The 14062-nt window shown below is 64.9% G+C and carries 23 protein-coding genes; all 23 read left to right on the top strand.

Annotated elements, in window-relative coordinates; all coding sequences use genetic code 11:
* Nucleotides 1-73: 73 nt before the first annotated feature.
* The 23 genes from fusA (at nucleotide 74) to rplO (ending at nucleotide 13975) form a co-directional block, all read left to right on the top strand.
* Entirely contained in the window at nucleotides 74-2167 is a 2094-nt protein-coding gene (gene fusA, locus SMN802W_RS0106075) for an elongation factor G (protein ID WP_019516009.1), read from the top strand.
* A 220-nt stretch (nucleotides 2168-2387) separates the two neighbouring features.
* Nucleotides 2388-3584, top strand: a complete 1197-nt coding sequence (gene tuf, locus SMN802W_RS0106080) for an elongation factor Tu (protein WP_019516010.1) — start codon at nucleotides 2388-2390, stop codon at nucleotides 3582-3584.
* 206 nt (nucleotides 3585-3790) lie between these two features.
* Entirely contained in the window at nucleotides 3791-4099 is a 309-nt protein-coding gene (rpsJ, locus tag SMN802W_RS0106085) for a 30S ribosomal protein S10 (protein WP_019516011.1), read from the top strand.
* Between the two features lie 295 nt (nucleotides 4100-4394).
* Nucleotides 4395-5147 (top strand): 50S ribosomal protein L3, encoded by a 753-nt coding sequence (rplC, locus tag SMN802W_RS0106090; RefSeq protein ID WP_019516012.1) that lies wholly within the window; start codon nucleotides 4395-4397, stop codon nucleotides 5145-5147.
* Nucleotides 5148-5149: 2 nt separating this feature from the next.
* Nucleotides 5150-5764 (top strand): 50S ribosomal protein L4, encoded by a 615-nt coding sequence (gene rplD, locus SMN802W_RS0106095; protein WP_019516013.1) that lies wholly within the window; start codon nucleotides 5150-5152, stop codon nucleotides 5762-5764.
* Complete coding sequence (locus SMN802W_RS0106100; protein ID WP_019516014.1) at nucleotides 5757-6071, top strand: 50S ribosomal protein L23; 315 nt, start codon at nucleotides 5757-5759, stop codon at nucleotides 6069-6071. Before rplD ends, SMN802W_RS0106100 begins: the two co-directional genes overlap by 8 nt.
* A 1-nt stretch (nucleotide 6072) precedes the next feature.
* Nucleotides 6073-6906: a 50S ribosomal protein L2 gene (gene rplB, locus SMN802W_RS0106105; RefSeq protein WP_019516015.1), complete on the top strand. Its 834-nt coding sequence runs from the start codon at nucleotides 6073-6075 to the stop codon at nucleotides 6904-6906.
* Nucleotides 6906-7181 carry a 30S ribosomal protein S19 gene (gene rpsS, locus SMN802W_RS0106110; RefSeq protein WP_019516016.1) on the top strand — a complete coding sequence of 92 codons (276 nt, stop codon included), beginning with the start codon at nucleotides 6906-6908 and terminating at the stop codon, nucleotides 7179-7181. The genes rplB and rpsS overlap by 1 nt, the downstream gene beginning before the upstream one ends.
* Entirely contained in the window at nucleotides 7181-7558 is a 378-nt protein-coding gene (gene rplV / locus SMN802W_RS0106115; RefSeq protein ID WP_019516017.1) for a 50S ribosomal protein L22, read from the top strand. The genes rpsS and rplV overlap by 1 nt, the downstream gene beginning before the upstream one ends.
* On the top strand, nucleotides 7558-8265 hold the full coding sequence (gene rpsC / locus SMN802W_RS0106120; protein WP_019516018.1) for a 30S ribosomal protein S3: 708 nt from the start codon (nucleotides 7558-7560) through the stop codon (nucleotides 8263-8265). Before rplV ends, rpsC begins: the two co-directional genes overlap by 1 nt.
* A 15-nt stretch (nucleotides 8266-8280) precedes the next feature.
* Entirely contained in the window at nucleotides 8281-8715 is a 435-nt protein-coding gene (rplP, locus tag SMN802W_RS0106125; protein WP_019516019.1) for a 50S ribosomal protein L16, read from the top strand.
* 1 nt (nucleotide 8716) lies between these two features.
* Nucleotides 8717-8929: a 50S ribosomal protein L29 gene (gene rpmC, locus SMN802W_RS0106130; RefSeq protein ID WP_019516020.1), complete on the top strand. Its 213-nt coding sequence runs from the start codon at nucleotides 8717-8719 to the stop codon at nucleotides 8927-8929.
* Between the two features lie 13 nt (nucleotides 8930-8942).
* Complete coding sequence (gene rpsQ / locus SMN802W_RS0106135) at nucleotides 8943-9215, top strand: 30S ribosomal protein S17 (RefSeq protein ID WP_019516021.1); 273 nt, start codon at nucleotides 8943-8945, stop codon at nucleotides 9213-9215.
* A 251-nt stretch (nucleotides 9216-9466) separates the two neighbouring features.
* Complete coding sequence (gene rplN / locus SMN802W_RS0106140) at nucleotides 9467-9835, top strand: 50S ribosomal protein L14 (protein WP_019516022.1); 369 nt, start codon at nucleotides 9467-9469, stop codon at nucleotides 9833-9835.
* Complete coding sequence (rplX, locus tag SMN802W_RS0106145) at nucleotides 9835-10158, top strand: 50S ribosomal protein L24 (RefSeq protein WP_019516023.1); 324 nt, start codon at nucleotides 9835-9837, stop codon at nucleotides 10156-10158. Before rplN ends, rplX begins: the two co-directional genes overlap by 1 nt.
* Complete coding sequence (rplE, locus tag SMN802W_RS0106150; protein ID WP_026325811.1) at nucleotides 10151-10738, top strand: 50S ribosomal protein L5; 588 nt, start codon at nucleotides 10151-10153, stop codon at nucleotides 10736-10738. The genes rplX and rplE overlap by 8 nt, the downstream gene beginning before the upstream one ends.
* An 18-nt stretch (nucleotides 10739-10756) precedes the next feature.
* The gene (gene rpsN / locus SMN802W_RS0106155) at nucleotides 10757-11062 is read left to right on the top strand and encodes a 30S ribosomal protein S14 (protein ID WP_026325812.1); all 306 of its coding nucleotides are present in this window, start codon (nucleotides 10757-10759) and stop codon (nucleotides 11060-11062) included.
* A gap of 11 nt (nucleotides 11063-11073) precedes the next feature.
* Nucleotides 11074-11469, top strand: coding sequence for a 30S ribosomal protein S8 (gene rpsH, locus SMN802W_RS0106160; protein WP_019516026.1), 396 nt, complete (start codon nucleotides 11074-11076; stop codon nucleotides 11467-11469).
* Entirely contained in the window at nucleotides 11469-12002 is a 534-nt protein-coding gene (rplF, locus tag SMN802W_RS0106165; RefSeq protein ID WP_019516027.1) for a 50S ribosomal protein L6, read from the top strand. Before rpsH ends, rplF begins: the two co-directional genes overlap by 1 nt.
* Complete coding sequence (gene rplR / locus SMN802W_RS0106170; RefSeq protein WP_019516028.1) at nucleotides 11999-12355, top strand: 50S ribosomal protein L18; 357 nt, start codon at nucleotides 11999-12001, stop codon at nucleotides 12353-12355. The genes rplF and rplR overlap by 4 nt, the downstream gene beginning before the upstream one ends.
* A gap of 3 nt (nucleotides 12356-12358) precedes the next feature.
* Nucleotides 12359-13171 carry a 30S ribosomal protein S5 gene (gene rpsE, locus SMN802W_RS0106175; RefSeq protein WP_019516029.1) on the top strand — a complete coding sequence of 271 codons (813 nt, stop codon included), beginning with the start codon at nucleotides 12359-12361 and terminating at the stop codon, nucleotides 13169-13171.
* 6 nt (nucleotides 13172-13177) lie between these two features.
* Nucleotides 13178-13357 carry a 50S ribosomal protein L30 gene (gene rpmD, locus SMN802W_RS0106180; protein WP_019516030.1) on the top strand — a complete coding sequence of 60 codons (180 nt, stop codon included), beginning with the start codon at nucleotides 13178-13180 and terminating at the stop codon, nucleotides 13355-13357.
* A 99-nt stretch (nucleotides 13358-13456) separates the two neighbouring features.
* Nucleotides 13457-13975 (top strand): 50S ribosomal protein L15, encoded by a 519-nt coding sequence (rplO, locus tag SMN802W_RS0106185; protein ID WP_019516031.1) that lies wholly within the window; start codon nucleotides 13457-13459, stop codon nucleotides 13973-13975.
* The last annotated feature ends 87 nt before the right edge of the window (nucleotides 13976-14062 follow it).

Raw genomic sequence — 14062 nt, forward strand, 5'->3', positions numbered from 1 at the left:
GGCCCGAACGGCTAGGGGGCGACCTCGCAAACGTTGGCATCGCCGGGCTGATCCGGCACAGGAGTGAAGCATCATGGCCCGCAGCCATCCGCTCGAACTTTATCGCAACATCGGCATCATGGCGCACATCGATGCCGGCAAGACGACGACGACCGAGCGTATCCTTTATTACACCGGCAAGTCCTACAAGATCGGCGAAGTGCACGAAGGCACCGCGACGATGGACTGGATGGAGCAGGAGCAGGAGCGCGGCATCACGATCACGTCGGCCGCGACGACGTGCAAGTGGCGCGCCGAAGAGGGCAAGGGCCCCGAGCACCTGATCAACATCATCGACACGCCGGGTCACGTCGACTTCACGATCGAGGTCGAGCGTTCGCTGCGCGTGCTCGACGGCGCGGTCGCGTGCTTCGACGGCGTTGCCGGCGTTGAGCCGCAGTCGGAGACCGTGTGGCGTCAGGCCGACAAGTACGGCGTGCCGCGTATGTGCTTCGTCAACAAGCTCGACCGTACCGGCGCTGACTTCTACTTCTGCGTGCAGTCGATCATCGATCGCCTGGGTGCGAAGCCCGCGGTGCTGTACCTGCCGATCGGCATGGAGGGCCAGTTCAAAGGCCTGGTCGACTTGGTCGAGAACCGCGCGATCATCTGGCTTGAGGAATCGCTGGGCGCGAAGTTCGAGTATCAGGACATTCCCGCCGACCTCGCCGACAAGGCTGCGAAGTATCGCAGCGACCTGATCGAGCTCGCGGTCGAGCAGGACGACGACGCGATGGAGGCGTATCTGGAGGGCAACGAGCCCGACACCGCCACGCTCAAGAAGCTGATCCGCAAGGGTACGCTCACCATGGCGTTCGTGCCGGTCGTCTGCGGCTCGGCGTTCAAGAACAAGGGTGTCCAGCCGCTGCTCGACGCGGTGGTCGACTATCTGCCGAGCCCGCTCGACGTGCCGGCGATCAAGGGCGTCAAGCTCGACGGCGAAACGCCGGACGAGCGTCCGTCCTCGGACGAGGCTCCGTTCTCGGCGCTCGCGTTCAAGATCATGAACGACCCGTTCGTGGGTTCGCTCACCTTTGCCCGCATCTACTCGGGCGTCCTCACCAAGGGTGGTTACCTGAACTCGGTGAAGGACAAGAAGGAGAAGATCGGCCGCATGCTCCTGATGCACGCGAACTCGCGTGAGGACATCGACGAGGCGCGCGCTGGCGACATCGTCGCGATCGCAGGGTTGAAGGAGACGACGACGGGCGACACGCTGTGCGATCCGGCGCACCCGATCATCCTTGAGCGGATGGAATTCCCCGAGCCCGTGATCGAGCTGTCGGTGGAGCCGAAGACCAAGGCCGACCAGGAGAAGATGGGCATCGCGCTCAATCGTCTGGCCGCCGAGGACCCCTCGTTCCGCGTATCGACCGATCACGAATCGGGTCAGACCATCATCAAGGGGATGGGTGAGCTCCACCTCGAGATCCTGGTCGACCGCATGAAGCGTGAGTTCAAGGTCGAGGCCAATGTCGGCGCCCCGCAGGTCGCGTATCGCGAGTACCTGAAGAAGGCGGTCGACATCGACTACACGCACAAGAAGCAGTCGGGCGGTACCGGTCAGTTCGGGCGCGTGAAGGTGAAGCTGACGCCGGGCGAACGCGGTGCGGGCATCGTTTTCAAGGACGAGATCAAGGGCGGCAACATTCCGCGCGAGTACATTCCCGCGATCGAGAAGGGTTTCCGCGAGACCGCGGCGACCGGTTCGCTGGTTGGCTTCCCGATCATCGACTTCGACATCACGCTGTACGACGGCGCGTACCACGACGTCGACTCGTCGGCGCTGGCGTTCGAAATCACTGCGCGCGGTGCAATGCGTGAGGCGGCGCAGAAGGCCGGCATCACGCTGCTCGAGCCGGTGATGCGTGTCGAGGTCGTGACGCCCGAGGATTACCTCGGCGACGTGATCGGCGACATGAACAGCCGTCGTGGCCAGATCCAGGGCACCGACACGCGCGGCAACGCGCAGACGGTCGAGGCAATGGTTCCGCTGGCGAACATGTTCGGCTACGTGAACGCGCTCCGCTCGTTCACCCAGGGCCGCGCCAGCTACTCGATGCAGTTCTCGCACTATGACGAAGTGCCGCAGAACGTCGCAGACGAGGTGAAGGCCAAGCTCGCCTAAGGTGCACGGGGGGCAGGGTAACCTGCTCCCGAGACACCGCAGGCCGGCCGACCTCGGGTCTGCCCGAGGATCGACGACGCGGAATTCACTTCCGCGTCGCCCCGCGACTGGGAGCATCCCGGCCAAGGGGTTTGCGCAACACGAATTCAGCCGCTATGGGGCCGCCTTCACCGCGGGTCCTGCGTGCGGCTCCAGTGACATCCAAGAAGGTAGGGAAACAATGGCTAAGGCTAAGTTTGAGCGGACCAAGCCGCACCTGAACATCGGCACCATCGGTCACGTCGACCACGGCAAGACCTCGCTGACAGCGGCGATCACCAAGGTGCTGGCGGAGAACGTTGCGGGTAACGCAGCGGTTGACTTCGCGAACATCGACAAGGCTCCGGAAGAGCGCGAGCGCGGCATCACGATCTCGACCGCGCACGTCGAGTACGAGACGGCGAACCGCCACTACGCGCACGTCGACTGCCCGGGTCACGCCGACTACGTGAAGAACATGATCACCGGTGCCGCCCAGATGGACGGCGCGATCCTGGTCGTCTCGGCGACCGACGGCCCGATGCCGCAGACCCGCGAGCACATCCTGCTCGCGCGTCAGGTCGGCGTGCCGGCGATGGTCGTGTTCATGAACAAGGTCGACCTGGTCGACGATGAGGAAATCCTCGAGCTCGTCGAGCTGGAGATTCGCGAGCTGCTGAGCTCGTACGAGTTCCCAGGCGACGACATTCCGATCATCAAGGGTTCGGCCACCTGCGCGCTGTCGGGTTCGGATCAGAAGCTCGGCACCGACGCGGTGATGGAGCTGATGAAGAACGTCGACGAGTACATCCCGCAGCCCGAGCGTCCGCTCGACAAGCCGTTCATGATGCCGATCGAGGACGTGTTCTCGATCTCGGGTCGCGGCACCGTGGTCACCGGCCGCGTCGAGACCGGCATCGTCAAGGTCGGCGAGGAAGTCGAGATCGTCGGTATCCACCCGACCGTCCGCAAGACGACCGTCACCGGCGTCGAGATGTTCCGCAAGCTGCTCGACCAGGGCCAGGCTGGCGACAACGTCGGTGCGCTGATCCGCGGCGTGGCGCGTGACGAGGTGGAGCGCGGCCAGGTGCTGTGCAAGCCGGGCTCGATCAAGCCGCACACCGACTTCGCGTCGGAAGTGTACGTGCTGTCGAAGGACGAGGGTGGCCGTCACACGCCGTTCTTCGCCAACTATCGTCCGCAGTTCTACTTCCGCACGACCGACGTGACCGGCACCGTTGAGCTGCCTGAGGGCACCGAGATGGTGATGCCGGGCGACAACGTCGCGCTGGGTATCAAGCTGATCGCGCCGATCGCGATGGACGTCGGCCAGCGCTTCACCATCCGCGAGGGCGGTCGTACCGTCGGCGCAGGGGTTGTCAGCTCGATCGACAAGTAATATAGGCGCCAGCCTTACGAAGGGTGGTGGTTCGACCATCGGCCTTCGGCAAGCGGCCCGCACCGGCGACGGTGCGGGCCGTTCGCTTTTAAGTAGGGACACTTTCACGCCGCGGCTTCGGTCGGGCGTGCTCGCGTCCAGTCGCAAGCGTATTAAACCAGCAAGAGCCGCTCGCCGCGGCCCGCTCTTTCGCATCGGTAGGGAACATGGACACCAACATCCGCATCCGCCTGAAAGCATTCGATCACCGCGTGCTTGACCAGGCGACCGGCGACATCGCCGACACCGCTCGCCGCACCGGCGCGCTGATCCGTGGCCCGATCCCGCTTCCGACCCGCATCGAGAAGTTCACCGTCAACCGCGGCCCGCACGTCGACAAGAAGAGCCGCGAGCAGTTCGAGGTGCGCACCTACAAGCGTATGCTCGACATCGTGCAGCCAACCCCGCAGACCGTCGACGCGCTGATGAAGCTCGACCTCGCGGCCGGTGTTGACGTCGAGATCAAGCTGGCCTAATGCGCCGGCTCCCGCGGTTGACACCAGCTTGGTGAGTCCCGCGGGTTTGTCGTTTTCGTCTTGCACGATCACGACCGTGACAACCCCGCTCTGGCTGGGTTCGCCACAACGTTGAGATACCGCCGGCGGCAACGCCTCCGGGACAGCGTCTCCCGTCACGTTCCTGCAAGGGAGCGACCAGCCCGGGACGGGGGCACGCTTCGCTTATCCGGGCTGACCCGTCGTCCTCGCGAGAGGGCGGCACAAGCACCTTCGGGATGGGCCCGCGGGTGCCTCTGTCTAGGAGCACAAGATCATGCGCACTGGCGTGATCGCGAAGAAAATGGGCATGACGCGCCTGTTCCAGGATGATGGCCGGCACGTGCCCGTCACCGTCCTGCAACTCGAAGGCTTGCAGGTCATCGCCCGTCGCGAAATGGATCGTGACGGCTACACCGCCGTCCAGCTTGGTGCAGGCAGCGCCAAGGCTAAGAATGTCGCCAAGCCGCAGCGTGGTCACTTCGGCAAGGCCGAGGTCGAGCCGAAGGCGGTCGTTGCCGAGTTCCGCGTGACCGAGGACAACCTCCTCGACGTCGGTGCCGAGCTCGCCGCAGACCATTATGTCGCCGGCCAGTACGTCGACATCCAGGGTCGTACGCAGGGCAAGGGTTTCGCCGGCGCGATGAAGCGCTGGAACTTCGGCGGTCTGCGCGCCACGCACGGCGTGTCGGTCAGCCATCGCTCGCACGGTTCGACGGGTAACCGTCAGGATCCGGGTCGCGTCTTCAAGAACAAGAAGATGGCCGGTCACATGGGCGACAAGAACCGCACGCAGCAGAACCTCGAGATCGTCGGCACCGACGTCGAGCGTGGCCTGATCTTCGTCAAGGGCTCGGTACCCGGCTCGAAGGGTGGCTGGTTGTTCGTCAAGGACGCGGTCAAGCTGCCCCGCCACGAGACCGCACCGTTCCCCGCCAGCCTGAAGCAGGCTGCCACCAACAACACCGCCGCTGACACGCCGGCCGACATTTCGGCCGACACGCAGGCGACCGACGGCCAGGAGGGCTGAACGTGAAGGTCAAGGTTTCCTCCTTTGCCGGCACCGACGCTGCAGAGATCGAGCTCAACGACGAGGTCTTCGGCCTCGATCCGCGTGCCGACATTCTGCACCGCGTCGTGACCTGGCAGCTTGAGAAGCGTCGCGCCACCGCGCGCGGCACGCGTGAGCGCGCCGACGTTGCCCGCTCGGGCAAGAAGTTCGGTCGCCAGAAGGGCGGCGGTACGGCTCGTCACGGCGATCGCCGCGCTCCGGTGTTCATCGGCGGTGGTAAGGCGCACGGCGCCCGTGTTCGCGACTTCAATCCGTCGCTGAACAAGAAGGTTCGCGCGCTGGGTCTGAAGATGGCGCTGTCCGCGCACGCGAAGAACGGTTCGCTGATCGTGCTCGATGGCTTTTCAGTCGCCAAGACGACCGAGCTCAAGGGCCATTTTGCGACGCTCAACACCGGCAAGCGCACGCTCGTGATCGACGGTGACGCAGGCGAGGGCTTCCGCGCCGGTCGCAACCTGGTCGGCGTCGACATGCTCCCCGCGGTGGGCGCGAACGTCTACGACATCATCAAGGCTGACACGCTGGTCCTGACCCGCGCGGCGGTCGAGAAGCTGGAGGCTCGCTTCAATGGCTAAGCAGGCAAAGGCGATCGACAACCGTCACTATGACGTGATTGTCGCGCCGCACATCACGGAGAAGGCGACCCTTCTCTCCGAGCAGAACGCCGTTGTGTTCAAGGTCGCCAACAAGGCGACCAAGCCGGAGATCAAGGCAGCGGTCGAGGCTCTGTTCGACGTGTCCGTGAAGAGCGTGAACACGATCGTGCAGAAGGGCAAGACCAAGCGCTGGAAGGGTGCGCCCTACCAGCGGTCTGACATGAAGAAGGCGATCGTCACCCTCACCGAGGGTCAGTCGATCGACGTCACCGAGGGGGCCAAGTAAGATGGCACTCAAGCATTATAACCCGACGTCGCCCGCGCAGCGCGGCCTCATCCTCGTCGATAAGTCGTCGCTGTGGAAGGGGAAGCCCGTCAAGGCGCTGACCGAGGGCAAGAACAAGACCGGCGGCCGAAACAACAAGGGTCACGTGACCAGCCGCGGCATCGCGGGCGGCCACAAGCAGAAGTACCGCTTCATTGACTTCAAGCGTCGCAAGTGGGACGCCGAGGGTACGGTCGAGCGGCTCGAGTACGATCCCAACCGCACCGCGTTCATCGCGCTGGTGTCGTATGCGGACGGCGAGCAGGCCTACATCATCGCGCCGCAGCGTCTCGCGGTCGGTGACAAGGTGATCGCGGCGAAGAAGACCGACACCAAGCCCGGCAATGCGATGGAGATCGGCCAGGTCCCCGTCGGCACCATCGTCCACAACGTGGAGATGAAGCCGAACAAGGGCGGGCAGATTGCGCGCTCGGCCGGCACCTACGTGCAGGTCGTGGGTCGTGACCGCGGCATGGTGATCGTTCGCCTGAACTCGGGCGAGCAGCGCTACATCCGTGCCGAGTGCATGGCGACGGTCGGCGCGGTGTCGAACCCTGACAACCAGAACACGAACCTCGGCAAGGCCGGTCGTTCGCGCTGGATGGGTTCGCGTCCGCTGACACGCGGTGTTGCGAAGAACCCGGTCGACCACCCGCACGGCGGTGGTGAAGGCCGGACCTCGGGCGGCCGTCATCCGGTCACGCCGTGGGGCAAGCCGACCAAGGGTGCGCGCACCCGCCACAACAAGTCTACGGACAAGATGATCATCCGTAGCCGTCACGCGAGGAAGAAGTAATGGCGCGCTCCGTCTGGAAGGGCCCGTTCGTCGAACTGAGCCTTCTCAAGAAGGCCGAAGCCGCGCAGGACGCGGGTGGCCGTGCGCCGATCAAGACCTGGTCGCGCCGCTCCACCATCCTGCCGCAGTTCGTTGGTCTGACGTTCACCGTCTACAATGGCCGTAAGTTTGTGCCCGTCTCGATCAACGAGGACATGGTCGGCATGAAGCTCGGCGAGTTCGCGCCGACCCGGTATTTTCCGGGTCACGCGGCTGACAAGAAGGGTAAGCGCTGATGTCGAAGCCAGCATCCCCTCGCAAGGTCGGCGACAAGGAGGCCTTGTCGGTCGGCACGCAGATCCGCGGATCGGCGCAGAAGCTTAACCTGGTCGCGGGCCTGATCCGCGGCCGCAAGGTCAGCGATGCGCTCAACATCCTGCAGTTCTCGACCAAGGCGATGGCGGTTGACGCACGCAAGGTGCTCGCCTCCGCGATCGCCAACGCCGAGAACAACCACAACCTCGACGTCGACGCGCTCGTCGTCGCCGAGGCGTCGGTCGGCAAGTCGATCACCATGAAGCGGTTCGCCACGCGCGGCCGCGGCAAGTCCACGCGCATCCTCAAGCCGTTCTCACGGCTGCGGATCGTCGTGCGCGAGCAGGAAGAAGCCTAATGGGTCACAAGAGCAACCCGATCGGTCTGCGCCTGCAGATCAACCGCACCTGGGACAGCCGCTGGTTCGCGGAAGGCCAGGATTATGGTCGCCTGCTGCTGGAAGATCTGAAGATCCGCCAGTACATCATGGACACGCTGCCCCAGGCGGCGATCTCCAAGGTGGTGATCGAGCGTCCGGCCAAGCTGTGCCGCATCTCCGTCTTTGCGGCGCGCCCGGGCGTGATCATCGGCAAGAAGGGTTCGGACATCGAGAAGCTTCGCAAGAAGCTCGGCACGATGACCGCCTCGGACGTGTCGCTGAACATCGTTGAGATCCGCAAGCCCGAGGTCGACGCCAAGCTCGTCGCGCAGGGCATCGCCGATCAGCTCGAGCGTCGTATCGCCTTCCGTCGTGCTATGAAGCGCGCGGTGCAGTCGGCGATGCGCCTGGGTGCCGACGGCATCCGCGTCGCGTGCGGTGGTCGCCTGGGCGGCGCCGAGATCGCGCGTTCGGAGAGCTATCGTGAGGGCCGCGTGCCGCTGCATACGCTGCGCGCCAACCTCGACTATGCCGAAGCGCAGGCGCACACCGCTTATGGTGTCTGCGGCGTCAAGGTGTGGGTCTTCAAGGGCGAGATTCTGGGCCACGATCCGATGGCGCAGGACCGGCTGATGATGGAGGCTCAGACCTCCGGCGTGCGCCCCGCGCGCGACGATCGCCGCTAAGGCACAGGACAGAACATGCTGCAACCAAAGCGCACCAAGTTCCGCAAGGCGTTCAAGGGCCGCATCCACGGCGACGCCAAGGGCGGCACGGCTCTGAACTTCGGCTCGTACGGGCTGAAGGCGATGGAGCCGGAACGCATTACCGCGCGCCAGATCGAGGCGGCTCGCCGCGCGATCACGCGCCACATCAAGCGCCAGGGCCGTCTCTGGATCCGCATCTTCCCGGACGTCCCCGTCTCGTCGAAGCCGGCCGAAGTCCGCATGGGCTCGGGCAAGGGTTCGCCCGAGTTCTGGGCCGCCCGCGTCAAGCCGGGCCGGATCCTGTTCGAGCTCGACGGCGTCGAGGGCAAGATCGCCGCGGAAGCGTTCGAGCGCGCAGCGATGAAGCTGCCGATCAAGACCAAGGTCGTGGCGCGTCTGGGCGACACGTCGCACCTGGGAGGCGAGTGAGATGGCTAAGGGTAAGACCAAGACCGATTTCGTCGGCCAGACCGACGACCAGCTCGGCGAGAGCCTGGGCCAGCTGAAGCGCGAGCAGTTCAACCTGCGCTTCCAGGCGGCGACCAACCAGCTCGAGAAGCCGAGCCGCGTCCGCGAGGTCCGCAAGGACATCGCGCGCATCAAGACCCAGCAGGCGCAGCGCAACGCTGCTGCTGGCAAGTAAGAGGACGAGAGACATGCCGAAGCGCGTGCTGACCGGGGTGATCGTCTCGGACAAGGGCGAGAAGACGGTGGTCGTCAACGTGGAGCGCAAGGTCAAGCACCCGCTCTACGGCAAGATCATCCGCCGTTCGAAGAAGTACCACGCCCACGACGAAGCGAACGAGTACAAGCAGGGCGAGACCGTGCGCATCGAAGAGACGGCGCCGATGTCGAAGCTCAAGAACTGGAAGGTGGTCGAGCGGGTCAACACCCACGCGACGCCGGAACGGGTCGACGTCGACGCGTAAAGCGTCGGGTGTGAGAGCCCTTCCACCGTTTCGTGCAGGGTCTGCCTGATCGCAGAGACCACATGAGCGAGGGAGGGGGCGACGTAGCGACACAGGCGCAGGTTCCGCAGCGGACTTGCGTTTCGTCGCCGGGGCGGTTACCGGACCGCTCCCCCTGGTGCAGCACCGTGCAAACGGTCGCCCGCGCCGGGGGTCGTTATTTTAGGCGGGGTTGGGTCGGTATCCACCCCATTGGATAAGGACACGGATCAATGATCCAGATGCAGTCGAACCTCGACGTCGCTGACAACAGCGGCGCGAAGCGCGTGCAGTGCATCAAGGTGCTGGGCGGCTCCAAGCGTCGCACGGCCGGCGTGGGCGACATCATCGTCGTTTCCGTCAAGGAAGCACAGCCGCGCGGCCGCGTGAAGAAGGGCGACGTTCACCGCGCCGTCATCGTGCGCACCGCCAAGGACATCCGCCGCGCCGACGGCTCGGTCATCCGCTTCGACGGCAATGCCGCGGTGCTGGTCAACAAGAACGAGGAGCCGATCGGCACTCGTATCTTCGGTCCGGTGGTGCGTGAGCTGCGCGGACGTGGCCACATGAAGGTCATCAGCCTGGCGCCGGAGGTGCTGTGATGAGCAACGTCAAGATGAAGATCAAGAAGGGCGATCAGGTCATCGTCCTGTCGGGCAAGGACAAGGGCAAGACCGGCACGGTCACGCTCGCCAGCCCGCGCGATCAGAAGGTCGTCGTGGGCGGCGTCAACGTTGCGACCCGCCACCGCAAGCCGAGTCAGGCGCAGCCGCAGGGCGGCCTGGAGCGCGTCGAGGCACCGCTGCACGTCTCCAAGGTCGCGCACGTGACCGCCGACGGCAAGCCGACGCGCGTTCGCTACGAGACGCAGGACGGCAAGAAGGTCCGCGTCGCGGTCAAGACCGGGAGCAAGATCGATGGCTGATTACAAGCCCCGCATGAAGTCGATGTACGACGACTCGATCGCGAAGGCGATGACCGAGAAGTTCGGGTACAAGAACGTGCTCGAGGTTCCGCGGATCGAGAAGATCGTGCTCAACATGGGCGTCGGTGAGGCGACCCAGGACAAGAAGAAGGTTGAGCAGGCAGCGTCCGAGATGGAGCTGATCGCCGGCCAGAAGCCTGTCATCACCAAGGCGAAGAAGTCGATCGCGCAGTTCAAGCTGCGTGAAGGCATGCCGATCGGCGTCAAGGTGACGCTGCGTCGCGAGCGCATGTACGAGTTCCTCGACCGCTTCATCACGATCGCGCTGCCGCGCGTTCGCGATTTCCGTGGTCTGAACCCGAAGAGCTTCGATGGTCGCGGCAACTACGCCTGCGGCATCAAGGAGCAGATCGTGTTCCCCGAGATCAACTATGACCGCATCGACAAGGTGCGCGGCATGGACGTGATCGTGACGACCAGCGCGAAGACCGACGAGGAGGCGCGCGAGCTCCTCCGTCTGTTCGGCTTCCCGTTCCCGCAGGCCGAGGACGAGGCCGATGCGCCGCGTCAGGCCGCGTAACAAAGAGAGCTTAAGTCCATGGCGAAACTGAGTTCCGTGAACAAGAACGAGCGTCGCAAGAAGCTCGTGAAGCAATATGCCCCGAAGTTCGCAAAGCTGAAGGCGATTGCCAACGACGAGTCGCTTGACGAGACCGAGCGTCTCATCGCGCGTCTTAAGATGTCCGAGCTGCCGCGTAACGCCAACCCGACCCGTATCCGCAATCGCTGCGAGATCACCGGGCGCCCGCGCGCTTATTACCGCAAGTTCCGTCTCGCACGTGTGATGCTGCGTGATCTGGCCAACAAGGGCCTGATCCCGGGTCTCACGAAGTCGAGCTGGTAAGGACACGACAGATGGCAGTGACCGATCCCCTGGGTGACCTGCTCACCCGCATCCGCAACGGACAGCGCGCGCGCAAGGACAGCGTCCTTTCGCCCGCCAGCAAGCTGCGGACCCGAGTGCTCGACGTGCTTCAGCGCGAAGGCTACATTCGTGGCTACAGCGAAGAAGAGATGGGCCCCGCCAAGGGCGTCCGTATCGAGCTTAAGTATTACGAAGGCCAGCCCGCGATCAAGCACGTGGCGCGCGTCTCGAAGCCGGGCCGCCGTGTCTACTCGGGTAGCCAGGAGCTTCCCCGCGTGATGAACGGCCTTGGCATTACCATCGTCTCGACGCCGCGCGGCGTGCTCTCGGATGCCGAGGCACGCGAGCAGAACGTCGGCGGCGAAGTGCTGGCGGAGGTGTTCTGATGAGCCGCATCGGAAAGAAAGCAGTGCCGGTTCCGGCCGGCGTGACTGCCGACATCGCCGGGCGCGTGCTGAGCGTGAAGGGTCCCAAGGGCACTCTGTCGATGCCGCTCGCCGACGACATCACCTATGACGTGCAGTCGGACGGCATCTCGGTGCAGCCCGCGAATGACACCAAGCGCGCACGCGCGTTTTGGGGCATGCAGCGCACGCTGGTGCAGAACCTGGTGACGGGCGTGACAACGGGCTTTTCCAAGAAGCTGGTCATTACCGGCGTCGGCTACCGCGCCGCGGCGCAGGGCCGTAACCTGAAGCTGCAGCTCGGCTACAGCCACGACGTCAACATCGACGTGCCTGAGGGCATTGAGGTGAAGACGCCGGACGCCACTACCGTCGAGATCAGCGGTTCGGACAAGCAGAAGGTGGGTCAGCTCGCCGCCGAGATCCGCCGCTGGCGCAAGCCGGAGCCGTACAAGGGCAAGGGCATCAAGTACGACGGCGAGTTCATCTTCCGTAAGGAAGGAAAGAAGAAGTGACCAAGGGCCTTTCGCTTTTCGAGAAGCGGCGTCGCCGCAACCGCACCGCGCTGCGCGCTCGTGCGGGCGCGCGTCCGCGCCTGTCGGTTCACCGGTCGGGCAAGCACATCTACGCGCAGGTCATTGACGACGAAGCCGGCCGCACGGTCGCTTCGGCCTCGACGCTGGAGCAGGATGCGCGTGGCACCTCGGGTGCCAACGTGTCGGCCGCGACCGAGGTCGGTCGTCGCGTTGCCGAGAAAGCCAAGGCGGCGGGTGTGACGCAGGTCGTGTTCGATCGTGGCGGCTTCCTCTTTCACGGCCGGGTAAAAGCGCTGGCTGAAGCCGCGCGCGAAGCCGGACTGGAGTTCTAAGACATGGCAGACGAGAACCAGCAGGCAGAGGCGAACACCGCCGCGCCGCAGGAAGCAAGCCAGAACGCGGGCCAGAGTGGCGGCGGTCAGACCGGTGGTGGTCAGGGCGGCGGTTTCGGTGGTGGCCAGGGCGGCGGCTATCGCGGCGGTCAGGGCGGCGGTCGCGGTGGCCCGGGTGGCGGTCGCGGTCGCGGTGGCCCCGGCGGCAATCGTGGTGGCCGTGACGGCAACCGCGGCGGGCGTCGTGACGATCGCCGCGGCGGGCAGGACGATGGCGGCGAGGAGCTGATCGAGAAACTCGTCCACATCAACCGCGTGTCGAAGACGGTGAAGGGCGGCAAGCGCTTCGGCTTCGCGGCACTCGTCGTCGTCGGCGACGGCAAGGGCCGCGTCGGCTTCGGTCATGGCAAGGCGCGCGAGGTGCCGGAGGCGATCTCGAAGGCGACTGCCGCGGCGAAGAAGAAGATGCTGCGCGTGCCGCTGAAGGAAGGCCGCACGCTGCACCATGACGGCAACGGTCACTTTGGTGCCGGTCGCGTCACGGTCCGTTCGGCGCCGCAGGGCACCGGGATCATCGCGGGTGGCCCGATGCGCGCCATCTTCGAAAGCCTGGGTGTGCACGACGTCGTGACCAAGTCGGTCGGCACGTCGAACCCGTATAACATGATCCGCGCGACGTTCGAGGCACTGGGCGAGCAGACCTCGCCCAAGGCGGTCGCACAGCGCCGTGGCAAGAAGATTGCGGATCTGCTCGGTCGTGGCGCCGGCGCTGATGCGCAGACCGCCGAGGCCGAAGCCGCGGCGATCACGGAGTAACGATCAATGGCTATTATCAAGGTCAAGCAGACCGGATCGCCGATCCGCCGTACCAAGGATCAGCGCGCGACGTTGATCGGTCTCGGCCTCAACAAGATGCACAAGGTCTCGGAGCTGCAGGACAGCCCCGACGTCCGCGGCATGATCCGCAAGGTGCACCACCTGGTCGAGGTGCAGGAGGGCTGAGCCTTCCGCATCTTCACGGGTGACAAATATGGGGAAGGGGGCTAAGCGGCCCCCTTCCTTTTTCAATCAGCGCGACAAAAGCGAAAGCGAGTGCATATCATGAAGCTGAACGAACTCCGCGACAACGAAGGTGCCCGCAAGTCCCGCATGCGCGTGGGCCGTGGTATCGGCTCGGGCAAGGGCAAGACCGCAGGCCGTGGCCAGAAGGGCCAGAAGAGCCGCGAAGGCGTCTCGATCGCCGGCTTCGAGGGCGGCCAGATGCCGCTCCACATGCGTCTGCCGAAGCGCGGCTTCAACAACATCTTCGCCAAGGACTACGCCGAGGTTAACCTGGGCGCGATCGACAAGGCGATTGCGTCGGGCAAGCTGACCGGCACCGATATCGATCATGCGGCGCTCAAGGCGGCGGGTCTCGCACGCGGTGGCAAGGACGGCGTGCGTCTGCTCGGCAAGGGCACGCTGTCGTCGAAGCTGAACTTCACGGTTGCGGGCGTCTCGGCGTCGGCGCGTGAAGCGGTTGAGAAGGCTGGCGGCTCGGTCACCGTGCCGGAGATCGTTCCGGCCGCGGACAAGGCCAAGGCCAAACACCGCACCGGTCGCGCGGCACCGCGCGCCTGATCGCATAACTGTGGCGCGTCGGCCACAACGCCGACGTGTGCACGGTGTGATCAAACCCGTGCCATTAGACAGGGCGTTTAATACGCC

Origin of the sequence: Sphingomonas sp. Mn802worker, assembly GCF_000382485.1 — a bacterium.
Classification (GTDB): Bacteria; Pseudomonadota; Alphaproteobacteria; order Sphingomonadales; family Sphingomonadaceae; genus Sphingomonas.